We start from the raw sequence: 19,468 nt of genomic DNA on the forward strand, positions 1-19,468 counted from the left end.
GATGTTGCATTCGGCTTGGCGCGAGAACGGCCGGCTGCAGCGCGCCTGGCGCTGGCTGGCGGTGGCGTGGCTGCTGGTGCTGGTCGGGCTGGGCGTGCAGCAGTGGCACCTGTGGTCGAAGGCGTCGCGGATCGACACCGACATCCTGGCGCTGCTGCCGCAGGACGCGCACGACCGCCTGCTGTCGGATGTGACCCGGCGCATCGCCGATGCCAATGCGCGGCAGATCGTGGTGCTGCTGGGCAGCGCCGATGCGGCCCAGACCAGGGCCGCCGAAGCCGCTTTCCGCGCCACCATCACTCCGCCACCAAACGCGGTAGAGCGGGGCTCTGCCNNAGAGCGGCTCCATCGAAGGCTGGTTCGACCAGGCGCGTGCGTTCTACGCGCCGTACCGGAACCGCCTGCTGACCGACCAGCAGCGCCAGCGCCTGCAGGACGAATCCGCGGACGCGCTCGCCGAATCCGCATTGGCCGCGTTGTACGGCCCGATGGGCGCACCGCGCCTGACCGAATGGCGGCAGGACCCGCTGTCGCTGTGGCCGCAGTGGTGGCAGGAACGTGCGCTTGGTTCCGGCCTGCGCATGGGCGACGACGGCCTGCTCGAGGCTGATGGCAAGCACTGGTCGGTCATCCAGTACGAAACGCTGGGCTCGGCGTTCCAGCTCGATGGCGAACGCCATATCGAGGCGCTGCTCGATGCCGCCGCCGCTGCTGCGGCAAAGCATGCACCCGGGCTGGAGGTGCTGCGCGCCGGTGTGCCGCTGCACGCCGAAGCCGCCGCCGTGCAGGCCAATCGGGAAATCAACACCATCGGCTGGGGCTCGCTGGCGGCGGTGCTGCTGCTGGTGTGGCTGGCGTTCCGCTCGCTGCGCCCGATCCTGCTGGTGGCCGCCTCGCTGCTGATCGGCTGCGGCGTCGCACTGGCGGTGACGGTGCTGGTGTTCGGCAAGGTGCACGTGCTCACCCTGGTGTTCGGTGCCTCGCTGGTTGGCGTGGCCGAGGATTACGGCATCCACTGGTTCGCCTCGCGACAGGCCGAACCGGCCGACCGCCGCTGGAAACTGCTGCGGCACCTGCTGCCTGGCCTGTGGCTTGCCCTGGTGACCAGTGCGCTGGCGTACCTCGCGCTGGGCCTGGCGCCGTTCCCCGGCCTGCGCCAGATGGCGTTGTTCTCGGTGGTGGGGCTGGCCGCCGCGTTCCTGACCGTGATCTTCTGGTTCCCGTGGCTGGATGGCGGCGACATCCGCAGCACCCGCTTCGCGCGCTGGCTGGGCGCCACCCTGGAGCGTTGGCCGCGCCTGCACGGGCGTCGCCCGGTGGGCCTGTTCCTGGGCGTGGTGGTGCTGGTGTCGGGGCTGGGCATGGCGCGCCTGACCGCCGATGACAACCTGCGCAGCCTGCAGTCCTCACCGATGTCGCTGATCAACCAGCAGATCCGCATCAGCCAGATGCTGGGCATGCCCAGCCCGGCGCAGTTCTACCTAGTGCAGGGCGACACCGCCGAACAGGTGCTGGAACGCGAGGAAGCGCTGATTGAACGCCTGCGCGCGCTGTCGGCCAACAGGCAGATCGGCGGTTACCGCGCCATCAGCGAGTGGTTGCCGTCGGTGCAGCGCCAGCACGCCGATGCCGCACTGACCGCGCGGGTCGAACCGCAGGTGCTGGCCGCCGTGGGCGAGGCCGTGGGCGAAGCCCTGCAGCGCCCGGACTATGCCGCGCAGGACCTGCACGCCGATGCGTTCCTTGCATCGCCCGCCGCCATGCCGTTCCGCCACCTGTGGCTGGGCGAAGTGGGCAAGGGCATGGCCTCGGTGGTGATGGTGGATGATCTCTCCCGTGCCGATGCGCTGACCCTGCTCGAAGCACAGGCCAAGGGCATCGATGGTGTGCGCTGGGTCGACCGCACCGCCGATTTCTCCGCGCTGCTCAAGCACTACCGCAAGCTGATGAGCGTTCTGCTGCTGGTGGGCGTCGTGCTGGTGTTCGCGGTGCTGTACTGGCGCTACCGCGCGCAGGCCTGGCGCGTGTTCGCCCCGACCCTGGCCGCCGGTGCGCTCACCCTGGGCCTGCTGGGCCTGTTCGGGCAGCCGCTGCAGCTGTTCAACATCCTGGCACTGATGCTGCTGTTGGGCATGGGCATCGACTACGGCATCTTCCTGATTGAACACCGTGGCGATGCCAGCGCCTGGCTGGCGGTCTGCGTGGGCGCGGCCAGTACCTGGCTGTCGTTCGGCCTGCTTGGCCTGTCGGCCACGCCGGCGCTGCGCGCGTTCGGTCTCACCCTGCTGTTCGGCATCGGCCTGGTCTGGTTGATCTCGCCGCTGTTCCGCCCGCCACCGCACGACGCACCGCACTGAGCGACCGCGCCGAACCCCCACCTTTTCTGATCAAGGATGCATCGATGAACGCAGCACTGGAAACAACCGAAATCCTGGTGATCGGTGCCGGCCCCGCCGGGTCCGTGGCCGCCGCCATGCTGCGCCGGCAGGGCCGCCAGGTGCTGATGCTGGAGCGCCAGCAGTTCCCGCGCTTCTCCATTGGTGAAAGCCTGCTGCCGCAGAGCATGGAATACATCGAAGCGGCCGGGTTGCTGCAGGACGTGGTGGAAGCCGGTTTCCAGTACAAGAACGGCGCGGCCTTCGTGTGCGGCGAGCGCACCACCGAGTTCGACTTCCGCGACAAGTTCTCGCCCGGCTGGGGCACCACCTACCAGGTGCAGCGCGCCGACTTCGATGAAGTGCTGGCGCGCGGCGCCGAACGCATGGGCACCACCCTGCGCTTTGGCGATGAAGTGCTGTCGGTCGAGCCGGGCAGCCCGGCGCGCGTGCAGGTACGCCGCCCGGACGGCAGCGAGTACACCATCGAAGCCGGCTTCATCCTCGATGCCAGCGGTTTCGCGCGCCTGCTGCCGCGCCTGCTGAAGTTGGAATCGCCGTCGAACTTCCCGGTGCGCGGCGCGATCTTCTGCCACGTGCGCGACCGCATTCCGGCCGATGCCGGCTTCGACCGCAACAAGATCCTGATCACCACCCATCCCGAACACGTGGACGTGTGGTACTGGACCATTCCCTTCTCCAACGGCTGCTGCTCGCTGGGCGTGGTGGCCGAGCCGAGCTTCTTCGAGAAGTACCCAGGCACCGACCTGGAAAAGCTGCAGGCCATCGTCGGCGAAGATCCGAACCTGACCCGCCTGCTGAAGAACGCCGAATGGGCGGTGCTACCGGTGCGCACCATCACCGGTTATTCGGCCAACGTCAATTCGCTGTGGGGCGAAGGCTACGCACTGCTCGGCAATGCCGGCGAGTTCCTCGACCCGGTGTTCTCCTCCGGCGTGACCATCGCCTTCAAGTCCGCGCAGCTGGCCAGCGAGTGCCTGGCGCGCCGCCATGCGGGTGAGCAGGTGGACTGGGAGCACGAGTTCGCCATTCCGCTGCGCGCCGGTGTGAAGACCTTCCGCCGTTTCGTCGAAGCGTGGTACGCCGGTGGCTTCCAGCAGATCATCTACCACCCCCAGCAGCAGCCCGACGTGCGCCGCATGATCTCCTCGATCCTGGCCGGCTATGCCTGGGACACCAACAACCCTTATGTGGCCGATGACAGCGGCCGTCGCCTGCGGGTGCTGGAGGAACTGTGCAGCGGCTGATCCCGACCCTGCTGCTGAGCGTGCTGCTGGCCGCCTGCGCCAGTACCCGCATGCCCGCGCCGCGGGTGCAGCTGCCGACCCTGCAGCTGGCACCGTCGGCGCTGGCCGAACCGCTGCAGCTGCAGCAACGCCTGCAGTTCCGCTTCGGCAGCCACGAGCGCGAGCTGGATGCGCTGCTCGAAGCCGATGGCGAGCAGGTGCGCCTTGCGGTGCAGGCCATGGGCCAGACCGGCGTACGCATGGTCTGGGACGGTCACACCCTGGAACAGACCCGCGCCCCGTGGCTGCCGCCGCAGGTGCGCGGCGAGCGCGTGCTGGACGACCTTCAGTTCGCGTTGTGGCCGGCCGATGCCATCCGGGAGAAGCTGCCGGCAGACTGGCGCCTGGTGGAGGCCGACGGTGGCCGCCGCCTGGAGCAGGGCGGCAAGGCGTGGCTGGTGCTGGAACCGCTGGACGGCGGCCGCCTGCGCCTGCGCAACCTGGCCGAAGGCTATGAACTGGTGATCGAATCGTTGGACATGGGACCGGCACGACAGTGAGCAGTACCGCGGTATATCTGAATGAAGTGGGCGTGGTCTGCGCATTGGGCAGCGGGCGCGCGCAGGTGCGCGACGGCCTGTTCGCCGACCAGCCCGGTGGCCTGCGCGACAACGACCGCATGATCGCCGGCCGCACCCTGGCGCTGGGCGAAGTGAGCGGGCCGCTGCCGGACCTGTCGGCGCTGCCGGTGGCGCTGCGCGGGCGCAACAACGCGCTGCTGGAAGCCGCCCTGCTGCAGATCCGCCCGGCAGTGGACGCGGCCATCGCGCGGTACGGCGCCGAACGGGTCGCAGTGATCATCGGCACCAGCACCTCGGGTATCGGTGAATCCGAAGGCGCGCTGCGCCTGCAGGCTGACGAGGGCCGTTGGCCGGACGATTTCCATTATGCGCAGCAGGAGATGGGCACCTCGGCGCGCTTCGTGCGCGAGCGGATCGGCAGCGAGGGCCCGGCCTGGACCCTCTCCACTGCATGCTCGTCCAGCGCCAAGGCGCTGATGTCGGCCGCGCGCCTGCTGCGCGCCGGCGTGGTCGATGCCGTGGTGGCCGGCGGCGCCGATTCGCTGTGCCGCTTCACCGTGGCCGGTTTCAGCGCGCTCGAGTCGGTGTCGGCGGCGCGCTGCAACCCGTTCTCGCGGTACCGCAACGGCATCAACATCGGCGAGGGCGCGGCGCTGTTCCTGATGACCCGCGAGCCCGGCCCGGTGCGGCTGTCCGGCTGGGGTGAATCGTCCGACGCGCACCACATGTCCGCGCCGGACCCGCAGGCGCGCGGCGCCATCGATGCCATGCAGCAGGCGCTGGACCGCGCCGGGCTGGCGCCCGGCCAGATCGACTACGTGAACCTGCACGGCACCGCCACCGGCCACAACGACGCCATGGAAAGCCTGGCGGTGGCCAGCGTGCTGGGTACGCAGGTGCCGGCCAGCTCGACCAAGCCGCTGACCGGGCACACCCTGGGCGCGTCCGGTGCAATCGAAGCGGCGCTGTGCTGGATGACCCTGGCCGACAACCCCGACCAGCGCCTGCCCACCCACTGGTGGGATGGTCAGCCCGACGAGGCCTTGCCGGCGTTGGCCCTGGTCGCGCCGGGCACGCGCGCGGCGCGGCCGCTGCAGCACGTGCTAAGCCACTCGTTCGCCTTCGGCGGCAGCAATGCCGTGCTGGCGCTGGCGCGGGGATGAGCATGCAACTGCCCACCGACATCGAAAGCGTGCTGCCACACCGTGACAGCCTGCGCCTGATCGACCGGGTGGTCGACTGGCAGCCCGAATCCATCGTGGTGGAAGTGGATGTCCCCCCCCACGGCCTGTTCTCCACCCCGGACGGCGTGCCGGCCTGGGTGGGCGTGGAGTACATGGCGCAGGCCATCGCGGCCTGGGCCGGTTGCCGCGCGCGCGCCGAAGGGCGCGAGCCGTCGATCGGTTTCCTGCTGGGCACGCGCCGCTATACCGCGCACCAGCCGGCCTTCACGCCGGGCAGTTGCCTGCGGGTGGAGGCACAGTGCGAGCTGATGGGCGAAAATGGGCTGGGCATGTTCGCCTGCCGGATCCTGGCAGGCGATGTTGAATTGGCGGTTGCCAACGTATCGGTGTTCGAACCACGCGATGCGATGGCTTATCTGGAGAGTGGAGAGGCATGACAGGGAATCAGACGGTGCTGGTGACCGGCGCCAGCCGGGGCATCGGCCGCGCCGTGGCGCTGCGGATCGCGCGCGACGGCTTCGACGTGGTGGTGCATTGCCGCAGCCGTATCGAAGAAGCGCAGGCGGTGGTCGCCGACATCCAGGCGCTGGGTCGGCAGGCCCGGGTGTTGATGTTCGACGTATCCGACCGCGATGCCGCGCGTACCGCGCTGGAAGCCGATGTCGAGGCGCATGGGGCCTATTACGGTGTGGTCTGCAATGCCGGCATCGCCCGCGATGGCGCCTTCCCGGCCATGCCGGCCGAGGATTGGGATGCCGTGGTGCACACCAACCTGGACAGCTTCTACAACGTGCTGCACCCGCTGGTGATGCCGATGGTGCGGCGGCGCAAGCCCGGCCGCATCGTCACCCTGTCGTCGGTATCGGGGCTGGTCGGCAACCGCGGGCAGACCAACTACAGCGCGGCCAAGGCCGGCATCATCGGCGCCACCAAGGCGCTGGCGCTGGAGCTGGCCAGCCGCGCGATCACCGTCAACTGCGTGGCGCCGGGCCTGATCGAAACCGAGATGGTCAACGAGGAAGTGCTCGAGCACGCACTGAAACTCATTCCCGCCGGGCGCATGGGCCAACCGGACGAGGTCGCGCATGCGGTCTCATTCCTGCTGTCTGAAGCGGCCGGGTACATCACCCGCCAGGTGATTTCGGTCAACGGAGGCATGGTCTGATGAGCCGACCCGATCGTCGCGTCGTGGTTACCGGTGCAGCGGCCATCAGCCCGCTGGGGCACGACTGGCCGAGCATCCGCGCGCGCCTGCATGCACGGCAGAACGCGGTGCGCTACATCCCGGGCTGGGAAGTCTTCGATGGCCTCAACACGCGGCTGGCGGCGCCGGCCGAAGACTACGACCTGCCCTCCAACTACAACCGCAAGACCACCCGCAGCATGGGCAAGGTCGCGGTGATGTCGGTGCGCGCCACCGAACTGGCGCTGGAAGCGGCCGGCCTGCTGGGCCACCCGGTGCTGCGCAGCGGCCTGGCCGGCGTGGCCTATGGCTCGTCCTCGGGCAGCCACGAAGCCACCGCCGAATTCGGCCGCATGCTCCACGAGCACACCACCGAAGGCATCAGCGCCACCACCTACCTGAAGATGATGAGCCACACCTCGCCGGTCAACATCGGCGTGTTCTTCGGCTTGTCGGGTCGCGTCTATACCACCTCCAGTGCCTGCACCTCGGGCAGCCAGGGCGTGGGCTCGGGTTACGAAGCCATCCGCAGCGGCAAGCAGACGGTGATGGTCACCGGCGGCGCCGAACAGCTCGACGCCACCGCCGCCGCCGTGTTCGACACCCTGTTCGCCACCAGCGTGCGCAACGATGCGCCGCAGACCACGCCCAGCCCGTTTGATGCCAACCGGGATGGCCTGGTGCTGGGCGAGGGCGCCGGCACCCTGATCCTGGAGGAGCTCGAACACGCCCAGGCGCGCGGTGCCACCATCCTGGCCGAAGTGGTCGGCTATGGCACCAACAGCGACGGCCAGCACGTCACCCAGCCCACCGCCGAGACCATGGCCCGGGCCATGCGCCTGGCGCTGGAAGACGCCGGGCTGGAACCGGGCCAGATCGGCTACGTCAACGCGCACGGCACCGCCACCGAACACGGCGACATCGCCGAAACCCAGGCTACAGCGCAGGTGTTCGGCGCGGGCATGCCGATCAGCTCGCTGAAGAGCTACGTCGGCCACATGCTGGGTGCCTGCGGCGCGTTCGAAGCCTGGGTGACCATCGAAATGATGCGCGAAGGCTGGTTCGCCCCGACCTTGAACCTGCACGACGTGGACCCGCGCTGCGGCGCGCTCGACTTCATCCGCGGCGAAGGCCGCCAGATGCAGCCCGAGTACGTGATGAGCAACAACTTTGCCTTCGGCGGCATCAATACCTCGTTGATCTTCCGCCGCTGGCCAAACGACACGACCGGCGCAACAACCGGCGGTAGAGCCGACGGTTAGTCGGCTGCCCTTGGCGCCAACCCGACAGCCCCGGAAAAACCGCTTCCCCGTGCACCCTGTGCTTCACCAACAAGGAGATAGTTGAATGCGTAGTTTTGCCCTGATTGCCGCAGCCGCCCTGCTCAGCCTGGCCAGCACCGCCCACGCCCGTGATACCCGTGTCGAGCAGTCGCTGCACGACCTGATCCATTCCCAGGAAGCCAAGGATGCCGGCATCGACGGCAGCGTCCGCTTCTTCCTGGCGGGCCAGAAGGTCAACGTCCAGCAGCGCCTTGGCGAAGACGTGACCAACAAGAAGACCAACGCCGCCAACAAGAGCGATAGCGTGGCCTGCAACTGGGTGGCCCTGTCGGCGCTGAAGGCCCTGCAGGATGGCGCCAAGTCGCGCGGCGCCAATGCCGTGGTCGACATCGTCAGCTACTACAAGAAGAACGAGTTCAAGAGCACCACCAACTATGAATGCTACGCAGGCGCCATCCTGGCCGGCGTCGCCCTGAAGGGCACCTACGCAAAAGTGAAATAACGCAACGCGTTATTTCACGGGTAGCGCCGGCCGTTGGCCGGCCCACGCATTACCCGGTGAACATAGCGGTCACCACGCATCAACGGTGGCCGCTTTACCTGAACACCATCGCGACATTGATGAACCTGAATCTGCCGCGCGCGCCTCCAACCGACATCCCGGCGCCTGTCCAGCTTTCGTAGTTGCCTGGTTTACTCCACAATCAGCGTATCTATTCCCAGGGCCAAGCCCCGCGGGCAATGCAAGCCTACGTCTACAAAAGCCAACGCAAGCAGGACACTTACGTCTACCTCGCCGCCCGCGACGCCTTCGATGCCATCCCCGATGCGCTGAAGGCCACGCTGGCGCCGTTCGCATTCGTGCTGGAAGTCGCCCTGACCCCCAACCGTCGCCTCGCCCTGGCCGACGCCGAGCAGGTGCGCGCCAATCTCATCGAGCGCGGATTCCACCTGCAGATGCCACCGCCGCCGGTCGCGCCCGTGAAGGTGCCGCGCCGCAATGACTGATATTCCGCGCACCCGCGCTGCCGCCATCGCCTTCGCCTTGGGCGGCCTGCTGTCGCTGGCCGTGGTGCTGGGCGGCGTGCTGGCTGCGCTGGGTGCCGGGCTGGCGCAGCCAGCGTTCGCGCTCGGCGTGTCATGGTGGCGGCGCAGCCGCGCGGTGCCGGCGCTGCCCCAGCTGGGGCGCCAGGACCTGCCCGCGCTGCTCGCGCTGTGGTCGTTGGGACCGGCCCTGCTCGCCCTGCTGGTGGCCTGGCCGCTCGGCGCCCTGCACGACAGCGGCAGCCTGGCCGCCGTACTTGGCCTGAGCGTGGCGGTCAGTGCCGCGCTGCTCGGCGTCTGGCGCACCTGGCCGCTGTGGAACGACATCGAGCGCAGTGATGGCAGCCTCGCCCGCCACTGGCGCACCTTGGCCGGACGCGACCTCAGCGCGTGGCGCGGCCTGACCGTCGCCGCCCTGGTGTTGGCGATCTGCGCGCTGGTGGTGTTGCCGGCCTGGCCGGGGCTGGTACCGGATGGCATGCGCTGGCCGTTCGCGCTGGCGGTATTGATCGGTTCGCCGCTGGCCCACCTGGCCCTGCAGCGCATCGCACCGGCCGACCCGCTGGGCAACCGCAGCGTGCTCGACCAGGACAGCGATCCGTTCGCCGCCGCCGCGCAGCACGAAGACCCGACCCAGCCGCTGGAGCGGCTGGCCCAGCACGAACGCCTGCCGGCGCTGTACGAAGCCGCGCGCAGTGGCCGGGTCGACCGGGCCCTGCAGCTGCTGGCCGCCGGTGCCGACCCGCAGGGCCTGCCCGATCCAGGCTGGCGCGACCAGCGCAGCCTGGTGGTGCTGGCCGCCGTGCTGCCCGACCTGCGCCTGCTGCGCGAACTGATCGCGCGTGGCGTGGGCGTCAACACCCCGCACAAGGGCATGACCCCGCTGTTGGCGGCTACCCGCGACAGCTGGCACGGCCGCCCCGAAGCCGTGATGACCCTGCTGGCCAACGGCGCCGATTCGCGCGCGGTCGACAGCGAGGGCAACACCCCGCTGCACCACGCCGCGCGCAGTTCCGATCCCGGCGTCGCTGCGTTGCTGCGCGATGCCGCCGCCGAAGTGGATGCGCTGAACCAGGATGGCTGGTCGCCGCTGGCGGTGGCCTGCCAGGTGGGCAACTGGCGGCTGGCGCGGTTCCTGCTTGAGCGCGGGGCGCGCACCGAACCGGCCGATGGCACGCCCGTGCTGCTGGCCGCGGCCGGCACCGAAGAAGACGATCCGGCGGGGGTGCAGCTGCTGCTCAAGCACAAGGCGCGGGCCGATGCCCGTGATCGCCAGCGCCGCAGCGCCCTGCATGAAGCGGCGTTGGCCGGCCACGTGGACATCATCGACGTGCTGCTGGCGGCGGGCGCCAACCTCGAATCGCGCGATGCGCTGTCGCGCACGCCGTGGCTGGAAGCAGCGCGCGCCGGCCGTGCCGGCGTGGTCGAACACCTGCTGCCGCACACGCCTGACCTGCATGCGGTCGATGTGGAAGGCCGCAACGCGGTGCTGCTGGCCTGCATGGCCGACAACGTGTCGCCGTTGCTGGTCCGCCGCCTGCTCGACCTGGGCATTGCCGCCGACGTACCCGATCCGCAGGGCCGTCGCGCGGTGGATATCGCCGCCGCCGCCGGCCGCTGGGCGATCGTCTCGCTGCTGGACCGCAGCTACCCGTTGCCCGCCGCGGTGAGCGACGGCCTGGCCAGCGCCGGCGACGGCGATGTGGAGCAGGGCAGCCCGGCACTGCCGGACCGCCCGCCGCTGGACCTGCTGCGCGAAGCGCTGGGCTTCGGCAACGTGGAGGGCATGGCGTCGCTTGCCCGCCTGTGCAGCCCGGAAGAACTGGGCGGACTGCTGCACGACGGCGAACTGGCGCTGGACCCGCACGCGGTGGAGTGGCTGCTGGCGCATGGCGCCGCCCCGGAAGTACTCGATGCCTGTGGCGATACCCCGATGTTCGCGCTGCTCGCGCGGGGCATCGATGCGGTGCCCGCACTGCAGGTGCTGCTGCGCCGGGGCGTGTCGCCGGCCGGCGCCGGTGGCCTGGCGCGCCTGCTCAGTGCCTGCGCCCAGCACGACCAGGCCGCGCGTGGCCTGGAACAGATGGCACTGGAACTGCTTGAACGCGGTGCCGATCCCTTCGCCGCCTCGCCAGCGGGCGACCCGCCGTTGTCGCTGGCCGTACGCCTGGGCTGGCTGCGCCTGCAACAGGCGCTGCTCACCCTGGGCGTGGACCGCGAAGCGCGCGACAGCCACGGGATGACCGCGCTGCACCTGGCCACCGCGCTGGCCCGCGAAGGCTCCCTGAAGCTGCTGGTGCAGCAGGGCGCCTCGCCCGAAGCGCGCGCCGCCGACGGCCAGACCCCACTGGGCGTGGCGCTGTCGATCGGCCGCCGCGACCTCGCCGACTGGCTGGACTGGCGCGTGTGGCCGTTGCCGCAGCGCGCCCTGCGCGCGGCGGATCTTCCCGCTGCCGCGATGGCCGGCGATGCCGACGCCGTGCGCCGCCTGAACGACCTGGGCTTTGCGGTGGACGTGGTGGATGCGCAAGGCTGCACCGCGCTGCTGCGTGCGGCCGGTGGCGGTCACCTGGCCGTGGTCGACCTGCTGCTGGCGCGTGGCGCCAACCCGCAGCACGCTGCCGCCAGTGGCGCCACGCCGCTGTCGGCGGCGGTGAGCATGCGCCAGATCGACATCGTCTCGGCGCTGCTGGATGCCGGTGCGGAACTTGAATACCGCCTGCCGGGCGGGGTCACCGTACTGATGCTGGCCTCGGCGCTGGGCTTGCCGGACATCGCCGCGCGCCTGCTCACCGCCGGTGCCGACGTGCATGCCGGCGATGCGCAGCAGTTGGGGCCGCTGCATTGTGCGGCATTGTACGGCTTTGGCGCGCGCGATCGGTCGCGCCTGCTGGCGCTGCTGGATACCTTGTTGTTGGCGGGTGCCGAGCCGGATCAGGCCGCGGCCGGTTCGGTCACGCCGCTGCTGTTGTTGCTGGGCGCGCGTGCAGAGCCGGGCACGGCCTGCGATGAGCAGATCGTGCTGGCAGCGGTGGAGCGGCTGCTGGACGAGGAAGTCTCGCTGGACGCACGTGATCCGCGTGGATTCGGGCCGTTGCACCTGGCCGCCCTGCACGGCCTGCCGTTGCTGGTGCAGCGTTTGCTGCGCGCCGGCGCCGACCCGGATGTGCGCGATGCGCTCAACCGCAGCCCGCGCGAGATCGCGGTGATGCGCGGTTTCATCGACGTGGCCGGGGAATTCGAACCGCGCGTGCCGGGGGTGTCGTCGATGGCGCGGTTCCTGCGGGATAACGGTTGATACCGACGGCACGGGGCGCACGACCAACGGTCGTGCGCTACCGCCGGTAGGTGACGACCGTTGGTCGTCACGCGGTCAATCGCGACGTTCGGTGCCTGCCTTTCCGTCGCTGCCGGCATCGGCCTCGAACAGGTGCATCAGGTCGGCCCGCGCGTCGCGTGAAGTCTGGATGACCGCGGCCTCGTCGTCGTAGACCAGGTATTGGTCGCGCAGCAATTTTTCATCGTGTTCGCGGAAACGCTCCACGTGCGCACGGGCAGTGTCGGTGGGAATGCCCAATGCGGTCAGCACCCGTTCGCTCAGCTCCAGGCTGGTGCCGAACACCTCGCGGAACGGTTCGGCGGACATGTCCATCAGCCGCCACGCATGCTGGCGGTTGCGTGCGCGGACCAGCACCACGGCCTGCGGGTACATGCGCCGGATCAACCGGGTGGCGCGCAGGTTCGCGTCGGGGTCGTCCAGCGTCACCACATACACCCGCACGTTTTCGCCGCCGGCCGCGCGCAGGATCTCCGGCCGGGTCGGGTCGCCGTAATACAGCTTGTTGCCGAACCGGCGCAGGTCCGACACGGTGTCCGGGTTCGCTTCCAGCGCCACGAACGGAATCTTCCGTGCGGTCAGCAGGCGCGCCACCACCTGGCCGAAGCGGCCCATGCCGGCGATCATCACCGCAGGCTCGGTGCCGCCGTTGTCGATCGTGTCGGCTGCGGGTCGTTCATGGGTCTGCTCGTGTTCGCGGCCCAGCAGTCGCAGCAACGCGATCAGCAGCAACGGCGTCAGCGCCATCGACACACCGACGATCGCCACGAGCCGGTCGTGGTTGGCGCTGCCCAGCAGGTTTGCACGCTGTGCTTCGTTGAACACCACGAACGCGAACTCGCCGCCCAGCCACAACACGCTGCCGAGCAGCAGCGCGTGCCGCGTACTGAGCTTGGCCAGCTTGCCGATGCCGAACAGCATCCCAAACTTCACCACCAGCAGGACGGCCACGCCAATGACAATGACAGCCGGCTCGGCGATCACCCGGTCCAGGTCGATGCCCATGCCCACGGCGATGAAGAACAGGCCGAGCAGCAAGCCCTTGAACGGTTCGATCTGCGATTCAAGTTCGTGCCGGAATTCCGAGTCCGACAGCAGTACCCCCGCCAGGAACGCGCCCAGGCTGGGGCTCAGGCCCACCTTCTGCATGAACCACGCCGTGCCCAGCACCACCAGCAGTGCCATCGCGGTGAATACTTCCGGGCTGCGCGTGCGCGCCACGGTGTTGAACAGCCAGCGCAGCACCGGCCGCCCACACAGGATCACCACCGCCAGTGCACCCAATGCCAGCGCCACATCGCTCCAGTGCAGCGTTTCGTTCCTGGCGCCCCCCAACAGCGGAATCGCCGCCAGCAACGGAATCGCGATCAGGTCCTGGAACAGCAGGATCGCAAACCCCAGCCGCCCGTAATCGCTGCTGATGCCCTTGTGCTCGGACAGCAGCTGCAGGCCTACGGCGGTGGATGACAAGGCCAGCGCAATGCCCACGATCAGCGCGGCCTTCCACTGGAAGTGGTCCAGCATCAGCAGGCTGCCCAACACCAGCGCGCTCAGCGCCACCTGCGCCGTACCCGCCCCGAACACCGAACGCCGCATCACCTTCAGCCGCGTGGGCGACAGTTCCAGGCCGATCACGAACAGCAGCATCACCACGCCGATCTCGGCCGCGCCCAGGATCCGGTCCGCATCCTGCACGAAGCCCAGCCCATCCGGGCCCAGCACCACGCCGGCGGCCAGGTAACCCAGCACCGCGCCCAGCCCGAGCTTCTTGAATACCGGCACGGCGATCACTGCGGCCAGCAGCAGCACCAGGGCCAGTTCCAGCGCACCGCTTTGCATGGGGAAGCCTGTGTGTGGAAGCGTCGGCCCGTCGCCGGCGGCCCATTATGCGGCCCGGCGCGTCAATGACCTTCAACCGTGCCCGAACGCGGGCGGGCCGGGGGTTGACCCTGCCTGCCCATGGGTCCAGACTCCGCCGGCGCAGTCCGGTAGCGCCCGACCATTGGTCGGGCGGCCAGCAGCGCAAACACCCCTCCGGAGTCCAAACCCCATGTCCAGCGACAGTAGAAGTCGACCTTGCTCGACGCCAGCGATGGCCACCGCCTGACACGGGACGGTTCGCCAGCATTGGCGTCGCGCAATCGCGATCCACAAGGCGAACCCCATGAACCAGAAAGACCTCCTGCGCCCGGTGGCGGATGCCGCCGCCCTGAGCGCACCCCTGCAGGACTTCAACACCGCCGACGCGGTGGAATACCTCAACACCCTGGAGCTGTCGCGCGCTGCCGACACCCTGGCCGCGTTGCCGTTGCCGCGCGCGGTGAAAATGCTCGAACAGCCCGAGCTCAACCGCAGTGGCGACCTGGTCGCCACCCTGCCGGTGGCCAAGGCGGCCGCACTGCTTGGGCTGATGGCCGACGACCGTGCCACCGACATCGTCCATGAGCTGGACCAGGACGAACGTGCACGGCTGATCCCGCTGCTCAGCGCCGAATCGCGCCAGGCCATCCAGCAGCTGCTCAGCTACCCGGCACACACCGCCGGTGCGCTGATGACCACCGAATTCGTCAGCGTCCCCGCGGACTGGACCGTGGGCCGCACCCTGCAGCACATCCGCGACGTCGAGCGCACCCGTGAAACCGTGTACGCCATCTACGTGCTGGACCCGCGCAGCCAGGCCCTGCAGCAGGTGGTCACCATGCGCCGGCTGATCACCGGCCTACCCGACGAGCCGATCCTGGAGGTAGCGCAGGTCAATCCACCGGTCACCGTCGATGCCATGCTCGACCAGGAAGAAGTGGCCCAGCTCATCCGTCGCCATGACCTGCTGGCGATCCCGGTGGTCGATGCGCGCCAGCACGTGCTGGGCATCGTCACCGTGGATGACATCCTGGATGCGCTGATCGAAGAATCCACCGAAGACGCGCACAAGTTCGGCGGCATGGAGGCGTTGGAAAAACCGTACATGCAGATCGGCTTCTTCGAGATGCTGCGCAAGCGCGCCGGTTGGTTGAGCGTGCTGTTCCTGGGCGAAATGCTCACCGCCAGCGCCATGCAGCATTACGAGGAGGAACTGGCCCGCGCCGTGGTGCTCACGTTGTTCATTCCACTGATCATGAGCTCGGGCGGCAATTCCGGCTCGCAGGCCACCTCGCTGCTGATCCGCAGCCTGGCCCTGCGCGAACTGCGCCTGCGCGACTGGTGGAAGGTCGCCCTGCGCGAAGTGCCCACCGGCATCACCCTGGGCGCCATCCTCGGCGTGCTGGCGATCATCCGCATCGTGTCCTGGCAGCTGCTCGGCCTGCACGATTACGGCGAACACTGGCAGCTGCTGGCGCTCACCATCGGCGCGGCGCTGGTCGGCATCGTCACCTTCGGCTCGCTGTCCGGTTCGATGCTGCCCTTCATCCTCAAGCGACTCGGCTTCGATCCGGCCAGTGCCTCGGCCCCGTTCGTGGCCACCCTGGTCGACGTGACCGGGCTGGTGATCTATTTCAGCATCGCGGCGATGATCCTGCGCGGCACATTGCTGTAACGGCCGCGTGCAGTACGCCGGGCGGGTAGGGTCGGTTCCCAAACGACCGCCGATAACAGGGCAACACCCAGTAACGCATGACCTGAAACGAAGGCGTCCCTCCGGGCAGGGTCATGCGTCCCAGCACCGATCACCACGATCGGCGGTCGTTTGGGAACCGACCCTACGGTGCGACGCACGGCGTCCTCCCATCGGTACCGTCGTGCGTGTACCGTGTCAGCACGTGTCCCGGTGACTGTTCGACCCCATGAGCACCTACCACCTGCAATCCGTGTTCCGCCCGCAATCGGTGGCCGTCGTCGGCGGCAGTCCGCGCGAACGTTCCGCCGGCCGCGCGGTCATGCGCAACCTGCGCGCCACCGGCTTTCCCGGCAAGGTCGCCTGGATCAACCCGCGCTACGGCGAGATCGACGGCATCAGCACGGTCAAACGGCTGAAGGACCTCGATTGGGTTCCCGAGCTGATCGTCATCACCGCCCCGGCCAGCATCGTGCCGCAGGTGGTGGCCACTGCCGCCGAACGCGGCGTGGCCGCCGCCATCATCCTCACCGCCAACCTGGGCCACGGCCCGGGTTCGCTCACCGAACAGGTCGAAGCCGCCGCGCGCCCCAAGGGCCTGCGCATCCTCGGCCCGCACTGCCTTGGCGTGATCGCTCCGCATGCGCGCCTCAACGCCAGCATCGCCGCGCACTTCCCACAGGCGGGCGACCTCGCCCTGATCTCCGAATCCAGCGCCATTGCCGCGGCGCTGGTCGAGTGGGGCGTGGCGCGTTCGGTGGGGTTTTCCGCCGTCGTGTCACTCGGCGATGCGCTCGACGTCGACTTCGGCGACCTGCTCGACTACTTCGCCACCGATTACCGCACCCGCGCCATCCTGCTCTACGTCGAACACATCCGCGACGCGCGCAAGTTCATGTCCGCTGCCCGCGCCGCCGCGCGCGCCAAACCGGTGGTGGTGGTCAAGTCCGGCCGCCACATCCGCATCGATCCCGATGGCGACACCCACGTGCAGGCGCTGGCCAGTTCCGATGCGGTGTACGGCGCGGCGTTCAACCGCGCCGGCCTGCTGCGGGTAAGCGCGCTGGACGAACTGTTCACCGCCGCTGAAACGCTCGGCCGCCTGGGCACGTTCCCGGGCCGCCGGCTGGCCATCCTCAGCAACGGGGGCGGGGTGGGGCGCCTGGCGGTGGACCAGTTGCTGGCCCTGCGCGGCAGCCTGGCCGAACTCTCGCCCGGCACCATCGCCGCGCTGGATGCGGTACTGCCCGAAGGCTGGTCGCGCAGCAACCCGGTCGACATCATCGTCGACGCCGATGGCGAACGCTACGCCGCCGCCATCGATGCACTGATGTCCGACACCGGCAACGACGCGGTACTGGTGGTCAACGTGCCCACCGCCTTCACCTCGTCCGCAGATGCCGCGCAGGCGCTGACCCGCACCCTCGGCCTGCGCCCGCGCCACCACCGCGACAAACCCGTGTTCGCGGTGTGGCTGGGCAACGACGACCGCGCCACCGCCACCCTCAACGCCGCCCGCGTGCCAACCTACCCGACCGAAGCCGACGCCGTGCGCGGCTTCCAGCACCTGGTGCGCTACCGTGACGCGCAGGCCGCGCTGATGGAGACCCCACCCAGCCTGCCGCAGGATTTCGTGGTCGATACCGCCGCCGCGCGCGCCATCGTGGATACCGCACTCGCCGCCGGCCAGCAGTGGCTGGATCCCATCGCCACCCACCAGCTGCTCTCGGCCTACGGCATTCCGTCCGCGCCGGTCATGCAGGCGCGCGATCCGCATGAAGCCATGGACCTGGCCCAGCCGCTGCTGGAGCAGGGCGCCACGGTGGCGGTGAAAGTGTTCTCGGCCGACATTCCGCACAAGTCCGATGTCGATGGCGTGCGCCTCAACCTGGGCAGCCTGCAGGCGGTGCAGGCCGCCGCCAGCTCGATCCTGGCCCGCGCCCACGAACTGCGCCCGAATGCGCGCATCGATGGCGTGCTGGTGCAGCCCACGATCGTGCGGCCCAAGGCGCGCGAGCTGATCGCCGGCATCGCCGATGACCCGACCTTCGGCCCGGTGGTGGTGTTCGGCCGTGGCGGTACCGCCGTGGAAGTGATCGACGACAAGGCACTGGCGTTGCCGCCGCTGGACCTGCGGCTGGCCCACGAGCTGATCGGCCGCACCCGCGTGTCGCGCATCCTCAAGGCCTACCGCGATGTCCCGGCCGCCGACGAACGCGCCGTCGCGCTGATCCTGGTGAAGCTGGCCCAGTTGGCCGCCGATATTCCCGAAGTACGCACGCTGGACATCAACCCGTTGCTGGCCGACCGTGACGGCGTGACCGCGCTGGACGCGCGCGTGGCCATCGCGCCCTCGCGCAAGCTGCACAAAGGCCGCGGCCACCCGCGTTTCGCGGTGTTCCCGTATCCCAAGGAGTGGGAGCGCACCATCACCCTGTCTGACGGCGCGCCCGCGTTCGTGCGCCCGGTGCGGCCGGAGGACGATGCGCTGTTCCGCGCGTTCTTTGCCCGGGTCACCGACGACGACCTGCGCCTGCGCTTCTTCCAGTCGGTGAAGCATTTCAGCCACGAATTCATTGCCCGGTTGACCCAGCTCGACTACGCCCGCTCCATCGCACTGGTGGCGATCGACCCGCGCAGCGGTGACATGCTCGGCGCGGTGCGCCTGCATGCCGATGCGGATTACGACCGCGGCGAATACGGCATCCTGATCCGCTCCGACCTCAAGGGCCACGGCATCGGCTGGCGGTTGATGACCATCATGATCGAGTACGCCCAGTGGCTGGGCCTGAACATCGTTGAAGGCCAGGTACTGCGCGAGAACAGCACCATGCTGGCGATGTGCCAGAGCCTGGGCTTCAAGACCAAGCTGGATCCGGACGACCCCACTGTGATGGTGGTCACCCTGCCGGTGCAGGACGCCAGCGTCGCGCTGCCGCCGGAAGGTGACACGCTCGGTAGAGCCGGTTTCCAAACGACTGCCGACCACGGTGATTGAGCCGATAACGCATGACCTGTAACGCAGAGGCGTCTTCGTCCATGGTCATGCGTTACAGAACGTCGCACCGGTATAGGCGATCGTTCGGGAACCGATCCTACCGTCCGCGCGGCACCGTGCGGTCTGCAGGGTGCCGCGCGACGATTCACCGGGGTTGGGTGGCCAGGGTCAGGAAGCGGGCGGCGTGCGCCAGTGGCATGCCGCCCAAGCCGTCGTCCTTGGGCGCGCAGTCATTGCCCAGCAACACCTGATAGGCCAGCGAACCGATCCCGAACTGCGGTTCGCCCGGGGCGGGCAGGGCAGCGACCAGTGCATAGCCCCGCGCATCGGCACTGACATGCTGCAGGCGGAACTGCGACAGCGACAGCGCGCCAATCGCACAGGGGTTGGTGATGTACATCAGCTGCCTGCCGAGCGCAGCCGCGCGGCTGTCGCTGGTCTGCAGCCCGGCCTTGGCCACCGCGACTTCAAGTTCCGGCGTGATCGCGCGGAAGTACGCCTGCTCTTTCTGCACGATGAACTCCAGCGGCAGTGCAGGCCGGGGCGCAGGTGCATCTGCGGAGGCGTCCGCAGTCCCGGCCTTGGCGCCTGGCATCTGTACCGCGGCGGGTTCAAGGGAGCGCGGGGCGGCGGCGGCGGTGGCGGAGTTGGTGCCTGAAATGGGGTACATGCAGGGCTCACGT

Annotated in this window: 13 protein-coding genes and 1 pseudogene; 12 read left to right on the forward strand and 2 right to left on the reverse strand. The window is 69.1% G+C overall.

Translation table 11 applies throughout. The annotated features are described in order from the left end of the window. Nucleotide 1 precedes the first annotated feature (1 nt). The 10 genes and pseudogenes from J7J08_RS12865 to J7J08_RS12910 all read left to right on the forward strand — a co-directional run bounded on the left by J7J08_RS12865 (nucleotide 2) and on the right by J7J08_RS12910 (nucleotide 12,195). Nucleotides 2-2,357 (forward strand): annotated as a pseudogene (locus J7J08_RS12865) (MMPL family transporter). Between the two features lie 44 nt (nucleotides 2,358-2,401). Then, a complete protein-coding gene (locus tag J7J08_RS12870) occupies nucleotides 2,402-3,643 on the forward strand; it encodes an NAD(P)/FAD-dependent oxidoreductase (RefSeq protein ID WP_214906191.1) in 1,242 nt (413 codons plus the stop codon). Then, nucleotides 3,631-4,182, forward strand: coding sequence for a DUF3261 domain-containing protein (locus tag J7J08_RS12875; protein WP_214906194.1), 552 nt, complete (start codon nucleotides 3,631-3,633; stop codon nucleotides 4,180-4,182). Before J7J08_RS12870 ends, J7J08_RS12875 begins: the two co-directional genes overlap by 13 nt. After that, nucleotides 4,179-5,366 (forward strand): beta-ketoacyl-[acyl-carrier-protein] synthase family protein, encoded by a 1,188-nt coding sequence (locus J7J08_RS12880; protein ID WP_214906197.1) that lies wholly within the window; start codon nucleotides 4,179-4,181, stop codon nucleotides 5,364-5,366. The genes J7J08_RS12875 and J7J08_RS12880 overlap by 4 nt, the downstream gene beginning before the upstream one ends. Next, nucleotides 5,363-5,824, forward strand: a complete 462-nt coding sequence (locus tag J7J08_RS12885; RefSeq protein ID WP_251006632.1) for a hotdog family protein — start codon at nucleotides 5,363-5,365, stop codon at nucleotides 5,822-5,824. The genes J7J08_RS12880 and J7J08_RS12885 overlap by 4 nt, the downstream gene beginning before the upstream one ends. Further along, the gene (gene fabG, locus J7J08_RS12890) at nucleotides 5,821-6,552 is read left to right on the forward strand and encodes a 3-oxoacyl-ACP reductase FabG (RefSeq protein WP_214906199.1); all 732 of its coding nucleotides are present in this window, start codon (nucleotides 5,821-5,823) and stop codon (nucleotides 6,550-6,552) included. The genes J7J08_RS12885 and fabG overlap by 4 nt, the downstream gene beginning before the upstream one ends. Further along, nucleotides 6,552-7,832, forward strand: a complete 1,281-nt coding sequence (locus tag J7J08_RS12895) for a beta-ketoacyl-ACP synthase (RefSeq protein ID WP_214906202.1) — start codon at nucleotides 6,552-6,554, stop codon at nucleotides 7,830-7,832. The genes fabG and J7J08_RS12895 overlap by 1 nt, the downstream gene beginning before the upstream one ends. Nucleotides 7,833-7,917: 85 nt before the next feature. Next, nucleotides 7,918-8,355: an excinuclease ATPase subunit gene (locus J7J08_RS12900; protein WP_214906204.1), complete on the forward strand. Its 438-nt coding sequence runs from the start codon at nucleotides 7,918-7,920 to the stop codon at nucleotides 8,353-8,355. A 239-nt stretch (nucleotides 8,356-8,594) separates the two neighbouring features. Then, nucleotides 8,595-8,861, forward strand: a complete 267-nt coding sequence (locus J7J08_RS12905) for a YcgL domain-containing protein (RefSeq protein WP_214906207.1) — start codon at nucleotides 8,595-8,597, stop codon at nucleotides 8,859-8,861. Next, nucleotides 8,854-12,195 (forward strand): ankyrin repeat domain-containing protein, encoded by a 3,342-nt coding sequence (locus J7J08_RS12910; protein WP_214906210.1) that lies wholly within the window; start codon nucleotides 8,854-8,856, stop codon nucleotides 12,193-12,195. Before J7J08_RS12905 ends, J7J08_RS12910 begins: the two co-directional genes overlap by 8 nt. Before the next feature lie 75 nt (nucleotides 12,196-12,270). Here J7J08_RS12910 and J7J08_RS12915 read toward each other — a convergent pair whose 3' ends face one another. After that, on the reverse strand, nucleotides 12,271-14,073 hold the full coding sequence (locus J7J08_RS12915) for a monovalent cation:proton antiporter-2 (CPA2) family protein (RefSeq protein WP_214906212.1): 1,803 nt from the start codon (nucleotides 14,071-14,073) through the stop codon (nucleotides 12,271-12,273). A 325-nt stretch (nucleotides 14,074-14,398) separates the two neighbouring features. On the opposite strand from J7J08_RS12915, the gene mgtE reads away from it, so the two are divergent. Next, nucleotides 14,399-15,769: a magnesium transporter gene (gene mgtE / locus J7J08_RS12920; protein ID WP_214906216.1), complete on the forward strand. Its 1,371-nt coding sequence runs from the start codon at nucleotides 14,399-14,401 to the stop codon at nucleotides 15,767-15,769. Nucleotides 15,770-16,016: 247 nt separating this feature from the next. After that, entirely contained in the window at nucleotides 16,017-18,785 is a 2,769-nt protein-coding gene (locus J7J08_RS12925; RefSeq protein WP_251006633.1) for a bifunctional acetate--CoA ligase family protein/GNAT family N-acetyltransferase, read from the forward strand. A 145-nt stretch (nucleotides 18,786-18,930) separates the two neighbouring features. Here the strand turns inward: J7J08_RS12925 and J7J08_RS12930 are convergent, their stop codons facing one another. Next, entirely contained in the window at nucleotides 18,931-19,455 is a 525-nt protein-coding gene (locus tag J7J08_RS12930) for a hypothetical protein (RefSeq protein ID WP_214906219.1), read from the reverse strand. Nucleotides 19,456-19,468: the final 13 nt, after the last annotated feature.

Origin of the sequence: Stenotrophomonas sp. ISL-67 (genome assembly GCF_018612915.1) — a bacterium.
Classification (GTDB): domain Bacteria; phylum Pseudomonadota; class Gammaproteobacteria; order Xanthomonadales; family Xanthomonadaceae; genus Stenotrophomonas.